We start from the raw sequence: 21,039 nt of genomic DNA, 5'->3' as shown, positions 1-21,039 counted from the left end.
GCTCTTTGGAAGAATTAACCCTTAAAACTAAGGATTATGTCCACTGGTGGAATCACCATCGCATCCACAGCACACTTCATTACCAAATACCCATGACTAAAAGAGCAATCGTTTAACAAAAACACTTTATAAATTTTGTACAGAAAAGTGTTGCCTTTTCACACCTTAGATGAGAATCCACTAATCTATCGCTATTCGTATATGAAAACTACAACATATTTAGTACAAAAATAGTAGTTCATCAAAAGATGACTCCGTTTTTCTTTGCATGTCACATATCTTACTGAGTGAAAGACAAGTCTTCTGCTTTAATTAGCATCAATTCATCATCATTAATCTGCTCTTTCTGTGCAAGACGATTAGCTTGAAGGGACAATGAAGTTTCAAAAATATTTCGAACTGCTCGGCCATTTGCAAAATTTAGCGGTTTCTTATCACAAATCTCTTGTAAATAATGTTTTAAAATAAGGCTTGCATCGGATGAAATTCGCATCTCATTTGTCTGGCAATATGAGTTAAAAATTTCCAATAATTCTTCAGCAGTGTAATCGGGAAAATGTATCAACTTATTGAAACGCGACCTTAAACCAGGATTTGATTCTAGGAAATCATTCATTGGATCAGAATATCCTGCAACGATAACTACAAAATCATCGCGCTTATCTTCCATGGCTTTTAAAATTGTATCAATCGCTTCTTGTCCAAAATCTGTCCCACCTTTAGCCAATGTATAGGCCTCATCAATAAATAAGATTCCACCCAGTGCCTTGTCAATTACCTCTCGCGTCTTGATTGCAGTTTGCCCAACATAACCAGCTACTAAGTCAGCCCGATCTACTTCAATCAACTGCCCTTCTGATAAAATCCCCAAAGACTTGTAAATCTTAGCAATGAATCTAGCAACGGTCGTTTTTCCAGTTCCTGGATTTCCCAGGAACACCAAATGATTGGAGGTTTTTAGGGTTTTGAATCCCCGTTCTTGTCTCATTTTATTGAGACGTAGTAAGTTTGTTAAATTATGAACCTCTTTTTTTACGGCATCTAGTCCAATCAACTGGTCTATTTGGTCTAACGCTTCCTCGATAGTTTCAACAGTTACAGAATAAGAAGTTTCTTCTGATCCAACCTCTTGTTCTCTTTTGTTGACGACCAACAATTTCTCAGCAACAGCTGCCTCTCCTAAATCCGAAATCAGACCAGTCGTCATATATTGTTGTAAGCATTTCACATGATCAACAAAACCTTGAATATCCGTCAATTTTTTATGATCCTTACTTAGTGTGTAGTGTCTTCCAATTGACGTGATTGTTTTAAGATAGAGATCAGAAAGTATAATTCCTTCACTATCCTCATTTGTTTGATCTATTTGACATAGAAGTTTGAAAGTTGAAGGAATTTTTTCTAATTTATTGACCTCAGAAACTTCAACTTGAATCCCCGAAAGATAAGTGTTAACAAAAAGATTGATTCGCTCTATGACATCAGTCAATGATATTCTCTTAATAAAAATAAGGACTTCTTGAAGAACCAATTGCTTCAACTTAACTGGCAAAGATATTGCTAACTGTTTGCTTTCAACTTTTTCACATGCAATCAACAACCTATCCAGAGCATTTTTGATTTCTAAATCCATCATAATTCCTCAATCTTAGAGTAAAGCAACCTGATCCATAATGACTTGATAGGCTTGACACGAGGCATCCGAATCTTGATGTAGTGTTTCTTCTATAATCGATGCAATTCCTTCTTTTAAGCCATCTGTATTGACTTGATTTATTGTTTGAAAAGTTTGTTGATCATCCAAAGCAAGAATGAGTGCTTGATTATCTTCAACCACTTCTTTCTGCGAGGAAACTTCTTCCATTAATTCTGCACAGTAGATATCCATTTCAACTGTTGTCATATCGGACTCCAAAAATGCATAGTCTTGTAATCTTTCCAAAAACCAACCTGATTGCAACACATGATATACACCCATCCATCTATCATGAGCAGAATGCCATACACTTCCACTGTTTAATTTTGCCTTATTATTAAAATAGTAGAGCTCATCATAAAAACGTAATGACATGGTTAACATAGAAAGAAGCGAGAAAATTGACAAGATGATTGAACTTTTATCTGTTGCAATTTCCTTCTTAAAAACAGCAATTAATAACTGTAAAACATTGTATAGTTGATCAACTAGTTCACGCATTTTTTCTTCAGAATATGGATTTTGACGTCTTCTTGCATCCAACATGTCAGTATATGAAGAAAGAACTTTATTAAATTCATAGCCAGTCTGAATATCGTGTCCTTGTTTTATAGTTTGATGGAGATGTTGAATTTGTTGAGCGATTTCCTCACTCATTTTATCAAGTTTTGCATATAATATTGCAAAGCCGGCACAGGTTGCGACAAGATTCAAGCAATTCAATGCAAGGGTTAGATTTTGTAAAACAGTAACATTCCGAAGCGATTGAAGCACATTATTGGTTAATTGTGAATTTTTATGTATTGCTTGAAAGGCCTGGTTTACCAATTGAGCAGCCTCTTTATTTTGAACTTGATTAATCGCAACTTTCTGAATCGCTCGGATTTGTTTATTATTCCCTCTCAATACTATCTCAAGGACACCTTTTTCATTGAGAAAACGATACAGTTCCTGCAGACTATGAATATTTATGACATTAGACATTGCTACTCTCCTTGGTTCTTACTATTCTTTAACTCACAATAGACGATGATTGTCATGATTAGGTAAAAAACTTCACTTGAATATATTCCATTTTTCGAGAAAAATTCTGCTACTTGGAAATTCAATTTTTTAGCTTGTTCCTGCTTCATATTGAAAATAATTTTTTCAATAGATAGAGCATCAATAGATAAATCAAAATTTTCAAATTGCTTTGCATCAGATTGGAGAGCAGAATTGTAAAGACAGAACATAACCCTGCAATAATCAATCAATTGATGGACAGAATTGAATTGTTTTTTTCCTGCCAGCTTAGCTTTATCATAATACCGTCTAGCTCTAGGTATAAGATGGGGGGCCATGGCCTTCAAATTGCCTTTTGGTGCTTTGGCAATTTTATTTGAAACCAAGTTATCTAAGAAAATACTGTAATAAACCAAGTGTTTTTGAAAAGGTATCTTGGTCTTCAATTCCAATTTTTCTAAATAATCACATAATTTTTCAGAAAAAATATACTGATCAATCCGATTATCCTCCAAAAAGGAAAATTGAATATAATCTCCAATAAGTAAAGCTTTGATATTCTTAAACTCTATGGAACTGAAATCCATTATAGTTTCTTTTATGAAGTCATTATATTTCATACTCTCTTCTCATTCTATACAATAATTTTTCTTTTATTATATCACATTTCACATCTACTCATTTCCCACTTCTCTCCACTTTCAGGGGCAATCATCTAAAAGATTTAAAGGTGGGGACGTTTCTATTCCCACAAACTCCTTGTCAATGGAAACAAACACGTACCCACAGGGTAAATGGAAATAGAAACTGATAATTTCTAGCTATCACTTCTACTAACTCCAAAAATTTACTCACTCTGATACTACCCCACCCCAAGCTAAAAAACCTTGTCTCCAAGGCTTTTCATTATCCCATTCGTTCAAGGGTTTCTAGGCTTTTACAAGTAGAGCCACGCACTCAACGTGATGCGTATTTGGGAGTTCAAAGGTACAGTAGACCTTTGAAGCAGCTTGCCAGAAAACAGGTAAGCAAGCTGGACAACCTAAATGCGTTTTTCTAACAAACCGACTAGTTCTACATGGCTCGAGAGGTGTTGATAGCTGTCAAAACGGTGTTTTAGTTATATTTTTACCTACTCTCGAACTTAGGAACATATCCACGCTCGTAAATGGAAACATATCCAAGATTGACTCTCGTTTATGGAAAAATATCAAAGTCAAATTTAAAAAAATTCTCAAAAATATATTGACAAACGGAACATTCTGTGTTGTATAATAGTTAGCACCCAATAGAAGAGCGCTAACAAAAAAATAAATTGAAAAGGAGTTGTTATTTATGGCTGGGTTAGTACCTTTTAACAAAAAGAACAAAGAAATCTCTACAAACACTGGCTTTGAGGACTTCTACAACGTACTTGATGATTATTTTTCCAATGACTGGCCTTTTAAAAGAACCCTCACACATGATACTTTCAAAGTTGATGTCGAAGATAATGGCAATGAATACCTAATTGAGGCTGAAGTACCAGGTATAGATAAAAAAGACATCAATGTTGAACTTAACGATGGAAAACTTATGATTTCTATTACTAGGGATGAAAACAGTGAATCAAAGAAAAAGAATTTCATCCACAGAGAGAGACGTTATAGTTCTATGAGTCGTTCAATTTATTTGGAAGATGCCAAGCAAGATGGTATTAAAGCAAAACTGGAAAATGGTTTACTTAAAGTTGTAGTTCCTAAAGAAGAAAAGCCAAACAACAGCATTACAATTGATGTTGAATAAGTCAAAATAAAGCACATCGGGTTATTCACCCATGTGCTTTATTTTTTATACTACTTAATTGCAATATCAAATGCATAAAAAATTAAAAAAACCTTTATAGACAGCGAATTACTCAATAATCCAGTGTTACCAACGGTTTGAAGCCATTCTCGGTAGGGCGTGTTTTCATCTCTTACCATTTTTTTGGTGAATCGTTGGTGTTTCTACTCCAAGAGGATAGGGAACCAACGAAACACCTTAAGCGGCTTGTAAAACTGCGAGTTCTTCCTGAAGGTGTTCTGCAGGTGTTGCATAATCCATTATTTTTCTCGGTCTGTCGTTGATCGTATTGGTTACTGCCAGTAAATGAGAATAGGACAATGGACGCAAAGTGACTCCCTTTGGGATAAATTCTCGCAGCATACGGTTATGCCGTTCATTCGTTCCTTTTCATGTTCTGTCCGTACCTTATATCGTCGTTTTAAAAATGGTGAGTTTGATCAAAGTAAGTTACTTATGCAAGGGAAACGAAAACCAAACTGTCATCAAGAACGTCGTGGAAAACAAGCATTCAAACGAAATATCGCTGAGCGAGAAACGGATTATACTTCTTTTGAAACATAGTTCGGGCATCTAGAAGGCGATACGATTGTCGGTGTCAATCATAAAAGTGCCGTCATCACCCTCGTTGAACGCCTTTCAAAAGTCATTATTGCTTTGAAACCTGAAGGTCGTAAAGCAATCGATATTGAAAAAGCAACGAATACTTGGTTTCAATCGGTTCCTAAAAATCTCTTTAAATCGATTACTTTCGATTGTGGTAAAGAGTTCTCAAATTGGAAAATATCAGTAATACGAATGATATAGCTATTTATTTCGCAGACCCAGGAACACCATCACAACGAGGTTTAAACGAACACTCAAATGGTCTCCTTCGAAAAGATGGCCTACCGAAAGAAATGGATTTCAATCAAGTCAATCAGGATTTCATCCCCTCTGTGGCTTCAAAAAGAAATCATATACCCAGAAAATCACTGAACTACCAGACACCATTGGAAGTCTTTTTGAGTTATGTAAATGAAGAGCAGTTGTCTCAAATAATAATATTAATACTGCATTTAATAGCTTCAGAGCCCTTGAAGCCAAGCGTTTGATTTCAAGAGGCGGTCAATAGGCTACTCGAGGGAGAAAAATAAAAAGTAATTGGAAACGATTGATAAAAAATCGCCAAAACATTGATATTTCGGAATATAAAACATGGCGAAGCTTCCGAGCACCAAAGTACCCTTATCTAACAGAAGCCATGGTCATTGATCGGCTTCTGAGCTATTCTGAACCATTAAAAGAAGCCTATCAAGTATTTCATGACATCACAAACGCTTTTAGAGAGAAGGATGCTGGTTTATTTTTCGATATCATTAGATCAATGTCAGACAAGATAAATCCCGAATTCCGGCATGCCATTCAAAACCTAGACAATCATGAAGTAGGCATTCGGAATGGCCTTATTTACCCTTATTCCAATGGAAAAATTGAAGCGAAAAACACCCACATCAACACGTTAAAACGAGTCTCTTATGGCTTCAGATCTTATGACAATATGCGAACCAGAATTTTCTTAACGAACGGGTTAATCAAAATAAAATAACAAAAAAGTCCGTATCACAAGAAAAAGCTATTTCTTGTGATACGGACCATAATTGAGCCATCAGTCCTATTTGACAAAGAGCCGAAGAAGCCAACTAGACAAACGCGTCAATCAGCTTGATGATGGCGCCGGTGAAGAAGTAAAACGCGATCAAGTAGGTGACGGAAATGATGGCGGCTAACAAGTTCCCCGCCAAGGCAAACCCAATCACGACCCCCAGGATGCCCAAGGTGAGTCGCACCCAGAACCAGCTCCTCTGGCTATCCTTCAAGCGGAAGGCCAGGAAAATGTTCATGATGGAGTCGATGAGGAACCAAATCACAAACAACATCGGCAGGAACGTCACACTGACAGCCGGATTGAACACCAGATAAAGGCCAACCAGCAAGTCCAATACGCCAATCAGGATCAAGTACCAAGGATTACCGGGCAGCACCTTTTTCAGCTCAAAGTAGTACATCAGGACTGAAACCCCCTGTACGATGGCAGTAATCCCATACATAAGCCCCAAAGCAATCAAAGTGGTCAGCGGATTGTTGAGGGCGGTCCAGCCGGCAATAAAGAACAGCACTGCCAACAGCAGACTCCCCCAACCAAATCCATTCTCATTTTTAGTAATCAAAACAAGACTCCTTTCTAAATTCTATAATCATCTTCACTGTTTACCTTAACATACTAGTGGTCCTATGTCAAGATTTAGTACAAATTAAAATGAGAAAAAAGTCCTCAAATTAGCCGGCTAATTGTAATCTGCTATCTTTAGTTTTTTCATATAAAGATTCAAAATCATTGGGTGACATATATCAGCAGTAACCGTGAATTCTCTTTGTATTGTAAAAAGCCTCGATATATTCAAAAACAAGGCGGTTTGCCTGTTGATAGTCTCTAATTTTGAACCTGTTGATCCATTCTCTCTTTAACAGAGATTGGAAATTGATTCTGAAAAAAGAAGAACTGTTGAATGGCACAGAATACCTTTATCATAGACTTTTCAAGGGAACGGTGACGGAACGGGGGATCATCGAATATATTCTTTCTTTGGACGAGAGTCTTCGCCTGAATTATAATGCCTACCAAACAATCGTCTTTACGGTTACGCACCGGAAACCGGATTTGTTTCGGTCCTTCATTCATGAGAAACAACGGGGGCTTTCTGCCAAGATGGACCAAGCTTTGAAGACATTCCGCCAATCCGAAAGAGCTATTGTAAACGCACTGAGCTGCGACTATTCAAACGGATTAGTGGAATGGATTAATAATAAAATCAAGGTCATCAAGCGGACAGCCTATGGCTATCGCAACTTTTCTAATTTTCGAAACCGCATCTTCATTGAATATAAATTACTAGAAACAAAAACAGCAGCTTAGGAACCTTTTGGTTCCCAGCTACTGCTTGATAGATTGTGAAATTTAGCCTGCATGCAACTGGAAAAATACACTATCAACACTTCTTGACAAAGAGCCAATTTTTATGCTAGAAAGTTAATTTTAGAATTCACATCATAACGTTCTGATTCAAGTGGTTCTTCGCCTGGTTTACCAATTGAAATTGCCATAACAGGCACGAAACGCTCATTATCAAGGTTTAAAGTTGCAACTAAGTCTTTTGAATTATAGCCTGCCCATGCATTCGCTTCATATCCGTGTGCTCTAGCAACCAATAATAATTGCATTGCTAACATTGAACTGTCTAAGGTAGCATCTTTAATTAAAAAGTCGCGATCAGCTTTCTCGTACATTGGTAAAAATGAATTGAAGATGGCGTCTAATTTTTCTTTGGTAATTTTGCCCTCTTCATATACTTTGGTCCAAACTTCGCGATAAACTTTATGTGATTGAGTATCGCCTAATATAAAGATTGTAACTGGTGCTGTTTCTAATTGGGGATAGTTAAACGGCATCGTGACTGCTTTGACTTTGTTACGAGCTTCTTCATTATCAACGACGACAAAGTGCCATGATTGTAAGTTACATGCGGATGGTGTAATTGTCGCTTCATCTAACATTTCGACGATTTCATCACGACTGATATTTTGACTAGGGTCAAATCGACGGCATGAACGACGATTGAATACGATATCTTTATAGTCATTATTAACATAATCTTTTGCTAAAAATTTTTCTCTCATGAAAACACTCTCCTTTTCTTGTAAGTTAATTTTATCACAAAGCTGGTGGATTTACAATGAATTTGTGAAAAGTTTAACCAATTTATTAAAATAAATATGAGACCAGATAGACACGATTGTTTCTTTCCAGTCCCATCTTATTAATTATGCTATTGTTGTCGTTTGTAAAAACTTGTTATTTCATGTTTTTGTATTTTATTTACGATTAATATTTTAGATTTAATTTTGTCCATAATACGCATTAGCACCGTGATTGCGATAATAATGTTTATCGAGCACATATTGAGGTAATTTTTCTGCGTTTGAACGAACGGATTCAGTCATCTGTGCCATTTGACAACATTCGTCTAAAACCAAGCTGTTTTCGATGGCTTTTTGCGTAGTGGTTCCCTATGTAAAAGGACCATGACCATTGACTAACACTGTGGGAATAGCTGAGGGATCAAGGTTTTGATTTTTAAAGGCTCCCACAATGACTTTGCCAGTATTCCATTCGTAAGATTCTGTGACTTCTTCATTTGTTAGATGACGCGTAATCGGCACTTCGCTATAAAAAGTATTAGCGTGTGTTGTTCCATATACAGGTAAAGAACGTCCGGCTTGTGCCCAGGCGACCGTATTAGTACTATGAGTATGGACCACAGCCTTAATATTAGCGAAATGCTTGTATAAATAAACATAGTATTTTGCATCATTATCATATTTCAGCCTAATTTCGGAATTCTTTAAATTAAGAAATACGATTTCATCTTTTATTTCATTTATTCGATTCCGGGTATTTAAAGAAATCATATCAAGTTGAGGAATAAAAGTGGTATTAATATCAGCAACCTCCATCTTCCTCATTCCTTCTTGGTCTTTAGATGTTACTTCACAAATCAACTGATAAAAAATGGTTGTCATCCAAGTAGACAGCAACAATGCCTCCTCGTAAGTTGACATTGTATATACAACAAAATTAGTTGGAACAAATACCTGTTTTGTAGATAAATACGCTTTCCCTGACGTTCTAATGGCACGATGAACAAGAACAGAATTTTGACTGAACCCATTGCGGCTTTCTCTTTGTAGAATTCGTTTCCACTCTTGATGTGTTTTCTCTTCTCTTTGTTGTCTGTCTCCACGAGCAGGTAATTGAATATAAGAATCTATAATTTCGTCTATTATTTGTTCATCGTTTGTTGTCACTTAAAATTAACATATATCTTGTCAACTCACAATTATTTAGACAACTATCTTATCAACTCATCACATCAATTAATCTACTAAAGAACAAATTTCGCATTTCACCAATCTTAGATAACTTCCCTCAAAGCAAAAATCCGTGATTATCCTTCCGGCTTAGAACCAGACCTCAAATCACGGAAAGCCTTTATTTACTTATCTTATTACACTCTTACTTATTCACCCTTGACATCAATACTTCGCACTCAACGTGATGCGTATTAGGGAGTTCAAAGGTCCAGTGGACCTTTGAAGCAGCTTGACAGAAAACAGGTACGCAAACTGGACAACCTAAATGCGTTTTTCTAACAAACCGACTACTTCTATATGTGCTGATAGGGATTACCTATATTATGGAACGAATTGAAATTACAAGTTGTTAAGATGATATTATGGAACGAAATACTTGTATTACGCTCGCCATTTTTCCATAATGACTAAACTGGATGTACACTAGCCATCAGACCATGAGCTATAAAACATCTGTCATTTTGAAAGCCTAAAACCATTCTATAGGCAACTGCCCAAAGTAAATAATCACCTATACCAATTCCTTTTATTTTATTGCAAAATTCATACTCGCTAATTTTTCTTCTTGAATCAATCGTATGTGTAAGAAACTCACTTTGCAAAAAACTCCATGATGCGTCACCCAAACCTAAATCAGCATGAGAATCAACATGAACAACGTCAAAAGGATCTGAAAGCATTTTACTATTAATAAGTTCTTTCCAAAATATCAGCGCCTCAATATGACCGGTCACAATTCTTCCTGGAATTTTGTGATTTTTTTATAATCCTAAATTTTGTTCTAAAAATTGTCGAACTTCCTCTTCAGTCCATACTGAATCCCCATAGTACTCTTCATCAAGTCTTTCTTCACAAGAAAATGGAGTACTTGCTATTTCAGTCATAAAATAGTCCATATCTAAATCCAAGACTCTCATGTCAACACCTTCTATAAATTAGACAACTTTCGAAAATTACTATTGTTTACGCAATAACAATGAATTAGAAAGCAAATCAACCGATACTACTTTAAATCCTGCTGCTAGGATGGCATTCGGCATTGTATGGGTTGGTGATGGAGTCCAGTATGCAGAATAGTTGTATGCTGACTTACAGAGGTTGCAACCAATAATGGCTTCAATATCAGTAAAGGTCAATGTCAGTTCGGTTTTCCCACAGTTTTCAAGATACTGATTCAACTTTGAAAACTTATCTTTTTCCTTCGGTTCTTCATCCATTTCACCGACCTGCACAAGTGCATTGCTAAGTTCATCACATTTATCAATCATCCAGGCAAAGTATTCTTCCTGCTTTGATGGATTGAACACATCGGCTTCACGCTTATAGATAATGCGTTTTGCCTCACTACCTTCACGGCTGGAATACCAGTCAAGCTTGTTTCCAAAGATTTCTTCAATCTTGTTCTTCTTACTTTCGAGTCTTTCAAACGCTTCTTTATTATGAACATAAATCAGTAAGGATAAATACTTACTGCGTGTAACGGTATAAGAAAGATGGTAATCAGAACCATTCACAGGAATATCATACCAATTCTGTGCCAATGGTTTACGAAGAGCAATGTCAGTATCTCTGCCTTCTTCCTTACAGTATTCTACAAAGCTTGACCAAAATTTAAGTTGAAGCTCCCCTAAATCGCCTACGGGCTTAGAAGGTTGTTTTCCTTTGTTTGATGAATCAGCAGGTTTTTCCGATTCTTCTGATAGCGGGGCTGGGACAGCCCTGCCATCATTTACCCATGTAACATAGATGAGTTTATTCATCTGTTCTGAAGTAAAACTAAACTTCCATCTGTTTTCCATGAACTCCAGAAGTTTCTTGCTTCTCTGATAAATCCGGTCTGCTGTCCAGTCAGATTCCTTGGCAACCTCAATTTCAGAATGCGATCCATTCTGATAACCTCTTCGGCCACCGTTCTTGGATGTTTTCTTATCCTCAAAACTATCATTCTGCAATGCTGAATTGATACTCTGTGAAAGAGGAAGTAGGTTTCCAAGAGTGCAGGACAATAATTCGATTTCCTCGCCGCTAAACTGTCTAAATTGATTACGCCAATAGAACCTTGACGGAGTCTGCGGAAGAATATGCTCAATAGAAACTTTGTCCTTTTCAGTCTTTGTAAACATCTCCCAACTCACCTTATCCAGGTTGTTTTTCTTTGCAAGCTGGTACTCATACTCATATAAGAAGTACTTGATAGAATTCCAGTAATAGAAACCGCCCTTGTTATCGAAGTGCTTTTCTATCTTGGTTATAAAGTTCGGAAGTGCATATTCGATATTGGCATCCGTAGTTTCATTGATATCATTGATTAAATCATCAATGTCCATTTCCTTGAGGTAAATGCTGCGAGATGCACGATAATACTCACTGCTTCTGAATGTGGCATTAAAATATCCAAGACGGAAACAAATAAAGATAAATCTCTCAACGGCTGTATACAGTTCAATCCTCTTTTCCGGTTTCAAGTCTCTTCGGCTGATAACAGCCATAATCAAAGGTCTGAAATGTCCAATGCCGATGCGGTTCAAACGATCCACCCATACCTTTTCATCATCGGAAAGGTTCTCACTCTGGAATGGGAAGAAAGTATCATACCAGTACTTTGCCATATATTTCAGACTGTTTGCATAGTCAAGGATTTCTCCATGTTCAAGTTTGGAAACCTCAAAAGTTTCTACTTCACCAGATTCTTCTTCAATGTCAGTATCCGAATCATAGTCCGTATCACTAACAACCGTCAAGGAGTCATCGGCAACAGCCACCGTTTTCTTTTCAAAAATATTCTTGGCAGAGAACTTGTTCAAAAGGAAATGAATATAGTCATCACCTTTTCTTCTGGAGTAAGCGAAATACACAATCCAATGTGCCCTCAAAAAATCATCGTCCGAGAGCGGGGTCTTCTCATTTCTGCCAAGCTGGAAGTACACTTCCTTCCAGGTATCATTAATCTGTTTACGCAGATTCTCTTTATCCATCTTATCGAACTTACTTTCCGGATAAAGAGTTGTCAGGTAAATTAGTCGGTTCTTCAACAATTCCAGGTTTGTGAGTTTCTTACCACGGTTATTCATGGTTTCAAATGCTACAAACACATCGTAATCATCATCGATTTCATGAATGTTAAACATTAGCCTCTGCGTCAGTTTGAGGTATAATTCATTGATTCCATCCATGCCTTCGCTCTCATAGAGGGCGGTCAGATTCTCTCTAAAGAAGTTCTTGGCAAACTTCAGATTTCTTGTGTAGTACGTTTCATTAACGGTCCCGGAATAAGGCTCATTAAAAATTTTGTACTGTAAATAGTCAGAACTAGGGTTGTCCACCTCATAGCCGAACAGGTATGTAGTTATCTGCTTATTCGGCGGTCTATGTTGACAAATATATTTGGCAACTACATCTTCCAACGTTTCATATCCCAGCACAATATCCCGGTCGGATAAACCTCCATTCTCTTTTAATGTTCTGGAATACTCCACGATTTCATTTAAAAGAATAACAAAAGTTGTCAGTCTCTGCTGTCCATCAACAATATGAAAGGACTTGAATCCTTTTGATACCATCCAAAGATCACTACCCCACGATGTTGTTTCAGAAGATTTCAGATTCTTAAGAGACAATAAACCTGTATAGTGATATCTTCCTTCTTGAAGATTTACTAAATCATCCCAAAAATCAGTAAGCTGTGACTGCTGCCAAGCATAGCCTCTCTGATAGTCCGGAATTCTGAAAAGTCTGTTTTGAAAAAGTAAAGAAAGCGGCTGTAGTTCATTTGCCATTATTTAGTCCTCCTATTTATTACTCTATTTAACTATCATTAATAACGTATTTTTAGAACGATTTCATTATATCACGAAACCACGCAAAAACTGCAACCTTTCGGCCACAGTCACTTACAAATCTACCTCAGTCCCCTCTAAGAATTTTACACTTATCTGCCCATCTTCTGAAATTGTAATACTGTCCAATACCTGACACATCTCATACGAATCGAATTCCCAGGATGGCTTGTTTATCACTTCAGCCAACTTTGTACTATAATGCTTTTCTAGCGGACGATTTTCTTCTAGAATCTTATTCCACTTCCCATACAACAGATCCACGTTCTCACTCAATAGTTCTACAGCCATTACTACGGCTTTCTCTAACGTTTCTTCATCAATATGGTTATTCTGACAGCCAATCTGTCCTTTGACCCTATATCGATTGTTACCTTGCCAAACCTTGCGCTTACCTCGACTGGTGGTCCAGTTCTTTCGACCAAAAGCTGAACTACATTCTTTACAGAACACCTTAGTTGTAAAAGGGTTATCGTCATTTTGCATGATATAGGACTTGAGCTGATGCTCCTCTCGGTAGGCTTTCCTCCTTGCCAATTCCAACTGGACTAATTTCCATGTGTCTTGGTCAATAATAGCTTCATGACTTTCTACTACATTGTATACTCTACAATCACTATTTGATGATGTAGAACAAATTGAAAAAGAAAACAGACTTCAGACAGCTATTGATGTTGTCAGAGAACAGTTTGGCTTTTTAGCCATACAAAAAGGAACCGTCCTAACTGAAGGATCCAGAAATATTGAACGCAGTAAACTTATCGGCGGTCATTCCGCGGGTGGATTGGAGGAATTAAAATGATTTACCGTTCATACTTACCATTTCAATCAGCAAGAGAGTACCAGGATACAAAGATGCAAAAATGGATGGGCTTTTTCCTATCTGAGCATACATCTGCACTATCTGATGATACAAACAAAGTAACGTACATGTCAGATTTATCAATGGAGAAGAAATTGTTACTCCTCAGTCAAGTATACGCTGGGCAGTTACACACGCGCATTCAAGGGATTGAAAAAAACAAGCGTGTTTCCTACACTGGGACAATACCAAGTCTGAATAAGGATTTCATTTTGATAAAAACTACAACAGGTCACATCAATCTGAAATTGAAAGACATTATTAGTATTGAACTTGTCGAGGAGGTGCTCTATGAATCAGCTTGAGTTTCAGCGTAATCACCTGCAAATGGACTATTACAGCGAGAGCTACCAAGATTTTGAACGTGACTTCTACCGCCACTCCAATATGAATATTCCATTGACTTTCCTGACCGATGATATCCTCAAAACAATGGCGACTTCACTTAAGAATTACTTTGTCCTGAATAAGGAGAAGTCCAAAGATAACCGCGATCACTTCTTCATATTTGAAGTAAGAACCTTAGAAGAGAATCCACTAATCTATCATTATACATATAAGAAAACTACAACACATTTAGCAGAAAAATAGGAGCACATCAAGTGATGACTCCTTTTTATAATTCCACACGAAAACATTTTGCACATAAGTAGTTCTAAAATTTCTACTAGAAAACAACTATCTATATTACTACCCAAGGATTAGCAGTTCGAGACAAGACTGCATTAAGTCCCTCGATATTTTCACGCCCAACAGTTCGTAACCATTCTCGAGCTGCTTCTTCACCTTGTTCAATGTAGACTGGCACAACACCTGCCCAGGTCGCACGACCGCAAAGAACACCGTTAAACTTAGCACCTGCTTCATGTGCAAACACTAGTGTATCTTGGAAGAGCTTAGTAGATACACCTGCACTTAGATAAATATACGGTAAGTTAGTTGATGCTTCTTGTTGACGGAAATATTCGGCTGCTTCTTCTTTTGAATAGACCACTTCCCCTGTTCCGTAGCCTTCTACAAAATTCATATTCACAGGTATTTCTACCTTGAGAACATCCACTTTAAAGCGTTCATCCGAAAATACTTTCATAGCCTCGTTTACTTTTCGAGGTTTGACTTTAGCAAATTCAACACTTGTATTGTCTTCAATCGTCTCATCGTAGCTCAAAATTTCCAAAAAGAATGGCAAACTTTCTGCCTGACATTCTGAACCCAAGCGTTCAATATAGGCATGTTTTTGAAGATTGACGTATTGGTCTCCATCAACATCATAATAGAGTAAGAACTTAATGCCATCTGCCCCCTCTTCTTTTAGTCGTTTTACAGACCATTCTACTAGGCAATCTGGCAAACGACTGGTAGAGCTGGTATCATAACCAGTTTTTTCATAAGCTAAGAGTAAACCACACTGTTCATCTCTGGCGCGTGATGCTGGTAGTCCATACTCAGGATCCAAAAGAATTGAAGAAGAATATTTTGTCAGTTCTTCAGATACAAGAGTCTTCAAAGCTTCAATTTGCTCTGTAGTTGGTTCATCTGCTTGATGTTTTGCCATCATTTTTTTCAATGCACCTCTTTGATCAAAAGCAAGAGCTGAGATAATACCGTCTTTCGTTTGTAATTTAGATAAATCTTTTACCATTTTTCAAACCTTTCTAAAACAAATCTCCCAACAGTTAGGATATGTTGGGAGATAAAAATTAATAACCTAAATAACCCATCAACAACTTAACAATTTCATCTGTACTATCTGCATTTGCTAAAGCAGTTTTGAATTCTTCTTTCATTAATAATCGTGCAATTTTTGATAAGAATTGTAAATGAGTAGATCCGGCTTCAGTTTCTGGAATAAAGAGTGCTATAACAAAAAATATAGGTTTCCCATCCATAGCTTCCCATTCTATCCCTTGTTTCAATTTAAGCACCGAAACTCCAGGTTTTGTAATAGCAGAAGATTTTGCATGGGGGATAGCAAATCCATCCATCATACCCGTGGTTCCTTCAACCTCCCTAGCAATTAATGCACTTTTTACCGCATCTACGTCCGTAGCATAGCCTTGTTGAACAACTAAATGAGAGAGCTGATCAAAAACCATATCTTTACTTGATGCAGACACTCCTACTTGAATAAGTTTACTATCAATCATACTTATACCTTCTAAATAACGCTTATACTTTCATAGCTTTTGATTTTTGAATATATCCCAAAAGCAATCCGGAGATAATCGCACCAATTGCGATTGCCAATACCCATAGACCTGCATTAGTTACAACAGGTAGGATTAGGAATCCACCATGAGGTGCTGGGACTTTTACATTCCAAAGATAAGTTAATACTGCACCAATCGATGATCCGAGCATAAAAATTGGCAAATTGCGAAGTGGGTCTTTTGCGGCAAATGGAATCGCACCTTCTGTAATATGAGTTGAACCTAAAATCAAATTAACAATCCCCGCATTCCGATCTTCTTCAGAATAGAATTTACGGAAAACAGTGGTTGCAACAAATGTTGTTAACGGAGGAACGATACACGCAGCAGACACACCCGCCATAAAACTAGTATTCCCTTGTGCTAAAAGAGCAGTACCTGTTACATAAGCTGCTTTATTAACTGGTCCTCCCATGTCAAACGCTGACATAGAACCTATAATCACACCTAGTACAACTGGATTAGCATTTTCAAATCCAGCAAGCCAAGCCATCATTGACTCATTTACCCAGGTCATTGGTGAATTAACTAGTACCATGAACAAACCAGTCAAAAATACACCGAATAATGGATACAGGAAAATAGCTTTCAGACCATCAAGAGATTTAGGAAGTCCTTTCAAAATTTTCATCAAAGCTAAAACAATATAACCAGCAGCAAAACCACCTACAATACCACCTAAGAAGCCAGAACCTCCGTTTGACGCCATCAAACCTGCAACAAGACCAGCTACAAATCCAGGTCGTTTAGCTATTGATTCGGCAATGAAAGCTGCTAGAACAGGAACCATCATTCCCATAGCGACACCACCAATATCATTCTTCAACATGGCAGCAAATGGGTTATATTGCTCGCTATTAGGGTCAAATGAGTAGATACCGAATAAAAATGAAATTGCAATCAGAACACCTCCTGCAACAACAAATGGTAACATATGGGAAACACCGTTCATCAAATGTTTGTAAATTTGATGACCAAAATTCTCATTTACTAAGGTTGAAGCTTCTTGCTTAACAGTTTCTCCTGCTTTTACAACCCCTTTTCCTGATAATGCATCGTCAACTAATTTCTGAGCATTTTTTATTCCTTCTCCGACAGATACTTCAATAATTCGCTTCCCTGCGAATCTCTCTGCATGAACATCTTTGTCTGCAGCAATGATAACTGCATCAGCTGCAGCAATTTCTTCAGCTGTTAACTCGTTCTCAATACCAACTTGACCGTGAGTTTCTACTTTTATTGAAACGTTACGCTCTTTTGCCGCTTGCTCAAGTGCTTCTTGAGCCATGAATGTATGCGCAATACCAGTTGGACAACCAGTAGCTGCAATTAATTTATAAGTAGCCATCTACTTTACCTCCATTTTTTTAATAATAATTTGATTACTTAATTCATCGACATCTGAAAAATCCGTCAGTCCACTTCTAAATGCCGTAGAGGAACCAGCAGCGACTGCCTTTACCAAGGATGCTTCAGTTGAGAGACCCTGTATTTTTGAAGCTAAATAGGTGCCGAGTGTAGTATCCCCCGCACAGGCTGTATTCACCACTTCCCCTTTGGGAGCATTGCAAGATAATGTTTCTCCACTTTCCGTTATCAATGCTGCCCCCTTTCCACCTAATGAAATTAGTACATTACGTGCTCCTAAAGTTTGAAGCGTTTTTCCATACTCAAAAATATCATCTTCAGATAATTCACTCACACCAAACCATTGTGCTATTTCTTCATCATTAGGCTTAATCAGATAAGGATTAAATTTTAGACAATCGAAGATAACTGGATCACTTATATCTAATATTAGTGATACGTTCTGATTGTTAGTAATCTCAGATATTTTAATTAGGTAATTGGAATCAACCCCCCTAGGCAGACTCCCAGAAATAACTAAATAATCTTCTGAACCAAGCAAAAGTATTTTTTCCAATAAAGCATCTTGAGCAGTGTGAGAAATTACGGGACCTTTATTTACTAACTTATATTCCTCTGATGTTGCTAGGACTTGAGTGAACACATTAATCCTAGTTCTACCCTCGACATCAATAAACTCTTCTGTTATCCCTTTAGCTTGTAACTCATCTTTAATATACTGACCAGTAAAACCAGCACTAAAACCAAGAGCAATATTTGGGATATTTAGCATTTTTAAGATAAAAGAAACATTGACACCTTTTCCATTTGGTTGCAGTTCATCATAAATCGTTCGATTAACTACCTTGTTCGAAAACTGATTTGTTTTGATGAACATATCGATAGCCGGATTCATTGTTAATGTATAGATACTCACATCATATTCTCCTTTCCAACTAATTTTGTTATAATAATAATAACAGTTATTAAATGTAAGTGTTTTCTAATTTGTTTATTATCTTGTAAACAATTTCTAATCACTCCTTTATAAAATACAATGAGGACATCCATTGACGATATATTGTAGAGATATAAAAATCATAACAATCAAAGTTGAATAGATAAAAATATGGTATTTTATGTTTATTAAAGTGCCTTAATGGTAATTATCAATTTTAAATAATTGCCTTTTCAGGTAAAATACATAGTTAAAAGGAAAAAACAATGACGAAAAATAAACATTTGACGGAAACTGAAACATATACTTGGACACACCTTAATAACAAATTTAAAGAGATTTCGTTACTAAGCATTTCTGATGCTAGTGAATTATTAAATGTTTCAACAGCTACTATCACCCGAACATTACAAAAAAAGGGCTATACAGGTTTTTCCGATTTCAAGCACGACATAAAAGATAAAAAACAGGATAGCTTATCCATTCTTAAAAATAATAAAATTACCGATGAAATCAAAATTTCCGTCCTTAAGAGTTATCAAGAGGTTACAAAAACACTTAATGACCTAGACCTAGATACATTAGAAAAGGCTATCTTAAAACTACAAAGTTCAAGGAAAATTACAATCTTTGCTAGGGGATTTTCTGAACTACTTGCTACTGAGATGCAGACAAAATTCCTTTTGCTAGGTTATTATACAGAACTCCATACAGATCCAAACATTATTCGTAAAGTTAGTACAAGGTTAGATTCAGATGATTGTATAGTTATTGTATCCTTAAATGGAGAAACAAAAGAATTACAAGACGCAGCAAAAATTTGTCAAAAAAACAATGCCACTATTATTCTACTGAGTGCTAACCCCTCTGGCAGCCTTTCAAATTATACTCCGCTAAAACTTTTTGGCTTTAAAACAGAGTTAACATATTTTCCAGATGTAGAAGTGCATTCACGACTTCCTCTATATATAATTGCAAGACTACTTTTAGATACTTTAGCTGCAAAACAAAATGAACCTAAAAATTTTTAAACCAACTTCTACTTACCACATTCTTTCAAGAGTTAGACAACTAAAATGACCTAGTATTAACACTAGGTCATTTTGATTTACCATCGCTTTTATTTTTATGTCAAATCGGTGAACATCTCCCTTGTCATGGATACCTCAATGCCATCAAAGGCATTTTCACCGTAATTTGTCGGTAGAAATCCTTGTGCTTCCAGGTCACGAATCGTGGTGTCAACTTCTACTGGTGTCATGATGTCCTTAATGATCACAGCCCCTTCTCGATCAACGGTCAGTTCGCCAATCTCATAGGCACAGGCGGGGACACTGAGGTATTTAGGGATGGTGTTTAGATAGTCACTGATTGCCTGCACCAGTTATTTTCTGCGTTGTCCTTTGATTTCGTATGTGATTTTAAATTCCATGTTCATCATCCTTTCCTTATTTGGTTACACTATATATCACTCTAAAGTCACACAATAGCAAGACAAATCATACATTTTAGGGCTGAAAAATGAGCTAAAATCAACGTTTTAAGCGCCCAAAATTCAACAAAATCGGATACTATGAAACGAAATAAAAATAGCCACATAACCCATAAACCCTTTATTATCAAGGCTTACAAGGCTATGTGGCACTTATTTGATGCTGTTGGGGGTATCCCCCCCTATGGAATTATGCGATTTTTCACGCAAGACCCTGGCACGGTCACCATTTTGAAATCTTGTAGAGATTAGACCACCCCTAGGAAATTTAGACTACTTTTTAACCAGTTGGTTAGTATACGGCAGAAGTTCTTCTATCTTCTCTACAATACGTTTTTGTTCTGCGAGTGGAGGAAGTGGGAGTGGATAATTTCTCAAAAAAGTTAGTGAAACAAACGACTGTACTCCACCGTTCACTTTCTTTTTCATAAAATCTTGTTCTAGTTGTAAGAACCAATATAGATATTCCATATTCAACAATTGACTATTTATAGGTTTAAATAATGCCATATTTTTAATTGAAAACTCTCTGGTTTTTTTACCAAAACAGGATTTCCTATAGAACCAATCATAGCAAACAAAATAAGCATTCGATATCTCTAGACTTATTTCAGACACATCATCGTACAAACTCGTTATCTTGATGAAATTGTATCAACTTGACCATTTCTTGTTCTTTAGCTTCGTCAATAGCAGAGAAACTATTTTTCATTTGGTCATTAATATTTTTTATTGCTTTTTTTCGCAGGTTATATTCCTTCATTGACCTGATATAATTAAGTTGTAACACCTGTGTATAGTTTGGTAAAATACATACATAATCCAAGGAGATGTTACA

At 36.7% G+C, this 21,039-nt stretch carries 25 protein-coding genes and 3 pseudogenes; 9 read left to right on the top strand and 19 right to left on the bottom strand.

The features are described 5' to 3' along the window. Positions 1-116 (top strand): IS3 family transposase (locus ACPC57_RS09785; RefSeq protein ID WP_434066872.1); only part of this gene is annotated, 116 nt, incomplete at its 5' end. Positions 117-280: 164 nt separating this feature from the next. On the opposite strand, the gene ACPC57_RS09780 is transcribed toward ACPC57_RS09785, so the two are convergent. From ACPC57_RS09780 to ACPC57_RS09770, 3 genes are read right to left on the bottom strand one after another with little or no spacing between them, the layout of a single operon-like run. Next, the gene (locus ACPC57_RS09780) at positions 281-1,636 is read right to left on the bottom strand and encodes an AAA family ATPase (protein WP_434066870.1); all 1,356 of its coding nucleotides are present in this window, start codon (positions 1,634-1,636) and stop codon (positions 281-283) included. Positions 1,637-1,648: 12 nt separating this feature from the next. Then, a complete protein-coding gene (locus tag ACPC57_RS09775; RefSeq protein ID WP_434066869.1) occupies positions 1,649-2,680 on the bottom strand; it encodes a hypothetical protein in 1,032 nt (343 codons plus the stop codon). Between the two features lie 2 nt (positions 2,681-2,682). Then, positions 2,683-3,321, bottom strand: coding sequence for a hypothetical protein (locus ACPC57_RS09770; RefSeq protein ID WP_434066868.1), 639 nt, complete (start codon positions 3,319-3,321; stop codon positions 2,683-2,685). Positions 3,322-4,036: 715 nt separating this feature from the next. Between ACPC57_RS09770 and ACPC57_RS09765 the strand changes: the two genes are divergently transcribed. Next, positions 4,037-4,486 carry an Hsp20/alpha crystallin family protein gene (locus ACPC57_RS09765; RefSeq protein WP_434066867.1) on the top strand — a complete coding sequence of 150 codons (450 nt, stop codon included), beginning with the start codon at positions 4,037-4,039 and terminating at the stop codon, positions 4,484-4,486. 237 nt (positions 4,487-4,723) lie between these two features. On the opposite strand, the pseudogene ACPC57_RS09760 reads toward ACPC57_RS09765, so the two are convergent. After that, positions 4,724-4,915, bottom strand: a pseudogene (locus ACPC57_RS09760) (IS30 family transposase); the annotation flags it as partial. On the opposite strand from ACPC57_RS09760, the pseudogene ACPC57_RS09755 reads away from it, so the two are divergent. After that, positions 4,907-5,619, top strand: a pseudogene (locus tag ACPC57_RS09755) (IS30 family transposase); the annotation flags it as partial. The pseudogenes ACPC57_RS09760 and ACPC57_RS09755 overlap by 9 nt on opposite strands. Before the next feature lie 23 nt (positions 5,620-5,642). Beyond that, positions 5,643-6,113 (top strand): annotated as a pseudogene (locus tag ACPC57_RS09750) (transposase); the annotation flags it as partial. A 94-nt stretch (positions 6,114-6,207) separates the two neighbouring features. On the opposite strand, the gene ACPC57_RS09745 reads toward ACPC57_RS09750, so the two are convergent. Both ACPC57_RS09745 and ACPC57_RS09740 read right to left on the bottom strand, forming a co-directional pair. Then, positions 6,208-6,735, bottom strand: coding sequence for an HdeD family acid-resistance protein (locus ACPC57_RS09745; RefSeq protein ID WP_434066866.1), 528 nt, complete (start codon positions 6,733-6,735; stop codon positions 6,208-6,210). A 181-nt stretch (positions 6,736-6,916) separates the two neighbouring features. Then, positions 6,917-7,081: an IS3 family transposase gene (locus ACPC57_RS09740; RefSeq protein WP_354318677.1), complete on the bottom strand. Its 165-nt coding sequence runs from the start codon at positions 7,079-7,081 to the stop codon at positions 6,917-6,919. On the opposite strand from ACPC57_RS09740, the gene ACPC57_RS09735 reads away from it, so the two are divergent. Beyond that, positions 7,005-7,481 carry a transposase gene (locus ACPC57_RS09735; protein ID WP_434066865.1) on the top strand — a complete coding sequence of 159 codons (477 nt, stop codon included), beginning with the start codon at positions 7,005-7,007 and terminating at the stop codon, positions 7,479-7,481. The genes ACPC57_RS09740 and ACPC57_RS09735 overlap by 77 nt on opposite strands. A gap of 101 nt (positions 7,482-7,582) precedes the next feature. Here the strand turns inward: ACPC57_RS09735 and ACPC57_RS09730 are convergent, their stop codons facing one another. From ACPC57_RS09730 to ACPC57_RS09705, 6 genes are all read right to left on the bottom strand, one after another. Beyond that, positions 7,583-8,242: a nitroreductase family protein gene (locus ACPC57_RS09730; protein ID WP_174846221.1), complete on the bottom strand. Its 660-nt coding sequence runs from the start codon at positions 8,240-8,242 to the stop codon at positions 7,583-7,585. 390 nt (positions 8,243-8,632) lie between these two features. After that, complete coding sequence (locus ACPC57_RS09725) at positions 8,633-9,430, bottom strand: class II aldolase/adducin family protein (protein WP_434066864.1); 798 nt, start codon at positions 9,428-9,430, stop codon at positions 8,633-8,635. Between the two features lie 473 nt (positions 9,431-9,903). Continuing rightward, positions 9,904-10,230 carry a hypothetical protein gene (locus ACPC57_RS09720; RefSeq protein ID WP_434066863.1) on the bottom strand — a complete coding sequence of 109 codons (327 nt, stop codon included), beginning with the start codon at positions 10,228-10,230 and terminating at the stop codon, positions 9,904-9,906. 27 nt (positions 10,231-10,257) lie between these two features. Beyond that, positions 10,258-10,413: a hypothetical protein gene (locus ACPC57_RS09715; protein ID WP_434066862.1), complete on the bottom strand. Its 156-nt coding sequence runs from the start codon at positions 10,411-10,413 to the stop codon at positions 10,258-10,260. Between the two features lie 39 nt (positions 10,414-10,452). Then, entirely contained in the window at positions 10,453-13,272 is a 2,820-nt protein-coding gene (locus ACPC57_RS09710) for a DUF4268 domain-containing protein (RefSeq protein WP_434066861.1), read from the bottom strand. A 114-nt stretch (positions 13,273-13,386) separates the two neighbouring features. Continuing rightward, a complete protein-coding gene (locus ACPC57_RS09705) occupies positions 13,387-13,875 on the bottom strand; it encodes a recombinase zinc beta ribbon domain-containing protein (RefSeq protein ID WP_434066860.1) in 489 nt (162 codons plus the stop codon). 55 nt (positions 13,876-13,930) lie between these two features. Between ACPC57_RS09705 and ACPC57_RS09700 the strand changes: the two genes are divergently transcribed. From ACPC57_RS09700 to ACPC57_RS09690, 3 genes are read left to right on the top strand one after another with little or no spacing between them, the layout of a single operon-like run. Continuing rightward, a complete protein-coding gene (locus tag ACPC57_RS09700) occupies positions 13,931-14,134 on the top strand; it encodes a hypothetical protein (RefSeq protein ID WP_434066859.1) in 204 nt (67 codons plus the stop codon). Further along, positions 14,131-14,499, top strand: a complete 369-nt coding sequence (locus ACPC57_RS09695) for a hypothetical protein (protein ID WP_434066858.1) — start codon at positions 14,131-14,133, stop codon at positions 14,497-14,499. The genes ACPC57_RS09700 and ACPC57_RS09695 overlap by 4 nt, the downstream gene beginning before the upstream one ends. Further along, complete coding sequence (locus ACPC57_RS09690; protein ID WP_434066857.1) at positions 14,486-14,785, top strand: DUF5960 family protein; 300 nt, start codon at positions 14,486-14,488, stop codon at positions 14,783-14,785. The genes ACPC57_RS09695 and ACPC57_RS09690 overlap by 14 nt, the downstream gene beginning before the upstream one ends. Before the next feature lie 91 nt (positions 14,786-14,876). Here the strand turns inward: ACPC57_RS09690 and lacD are convergent, their stop codons facing one another. Genes lacD through pfkB form a run of 4 tightly spaced genes read right to left on the bottom strand, consistent with a single transcriptional unit; the run spans position 14,877 to position 18,688 of the window. Then, the gene (gene lacD, locus ACPC57_RS09685) at positions 14,877-15,836 is read right to left on the bottom strand and encodes a tagatose-bisphosphate aldolase (RefSeq protein WP_434066856.1); all 960 of its coding nucleotides are present in this window, start codon (positions 15,834-15,836) and stop codon (positions 14,877-14,879) included. A 58-nt stretch (positions 15,837-15,894) separates the two neighbouring features. After that, positions 15,895-16,341, bottom strand: coding sequence for a PTS sugar transporter subunit IIA (locus tag ACPC57_RS09680; protein ID WP_434066855.1), 447 nt, complete (start codon positions 16,339-16,341; stop codon positions 15,895-15,897). Positions 16,342-16,363: 22 nt separating this feature from the next. Continuing rightward, the gene (locus ACPC57_RS09675) at positions 16,364-17,752 is read right to left on the bottom strand and encodes a PTS fructose transporter subunit IIC (protein ID WP_434066854.1); all 1,389 of its coding nucleotides are present in this window, start codon (positions 17,750-17,752) and stop codon (positions 16,364-16,366) included. Beyond that, a complete protein-coding gene (gene pfkB / locus ACPC57_RS09670) occupies positions 17,753-18,688 on the bottom strand; it encodes a 1-phosphofructokinase (RefSeq protein WP_434066853.1) in 936 nt (311 codons plus the stop codon). A 287-nt stretch (positions 18,689-18,975) separates the two neighbouring features. On the opposite strand from pfkB, the gene ACPC57_RS09665 reads away from it, so the two are divergent. Beyond that, a complete protein-coding gene (locus tag ACPC57_RS09665) occupies positions 18,976-19,740 on the top strand; it encodes a MurR/RpiR family transcriptional regulator (protein WP_099421323.1) in 765 nt (254 codons plus the stop codon). A gap of 95 nt (positions 19,741-19,835) precedes the next feature. On the opposite strand, the gene ACPC57_RS09660 is transcribed toward ACPC57_RS09665, so the two are convergent. From ACPC57_RS09660 to ACPC57_RS09650, 3 genes are all read right to left on the bottom strand, one after another. Continuing rightward, entirely contained in the window at positions 19,836-20,090 is a 255-nt protein-coding gene (locus tag ACPC57_RS09660) for a hypothetical protein (protein ID WP_434066852.1), read from the bottom strand. Between the two features lie 384 nt (positions 20,091-20,474). After that, entirely contained in the window at positions 20,475-20,711 is a 237-nt protein-coding gene (locus ACPC57_RS09655) for a restriction endonuclease subunit S (protein WP_434066871.1), read from the bottom strand. A 109-nt stretch (positions 20,712-20,820) separates the two neighbouring features. Next, positions 20,821-21,039: hypothetical protein (locus ACPC57_RS09650; RefSeq protein ID WP_434066851.1), on the bottom strand; the 219-nt coding region annotated here is incomplete at its 5' end.

This window comes from Streptococcus sp. VTCC 12886 (genome assembly GCF_049893425.1).
Lineage (GTDB): Bacteria > Bacillota > Bacilli > Lactobacillales > Streptococcaceae > Streptococcus > Streptococcus suis_AA.
The sequence above is the reverse complement of the archived record's forward strand: the minus strand, read 5'-3'. Positions and strand labels throughout refer to the sequence as shown.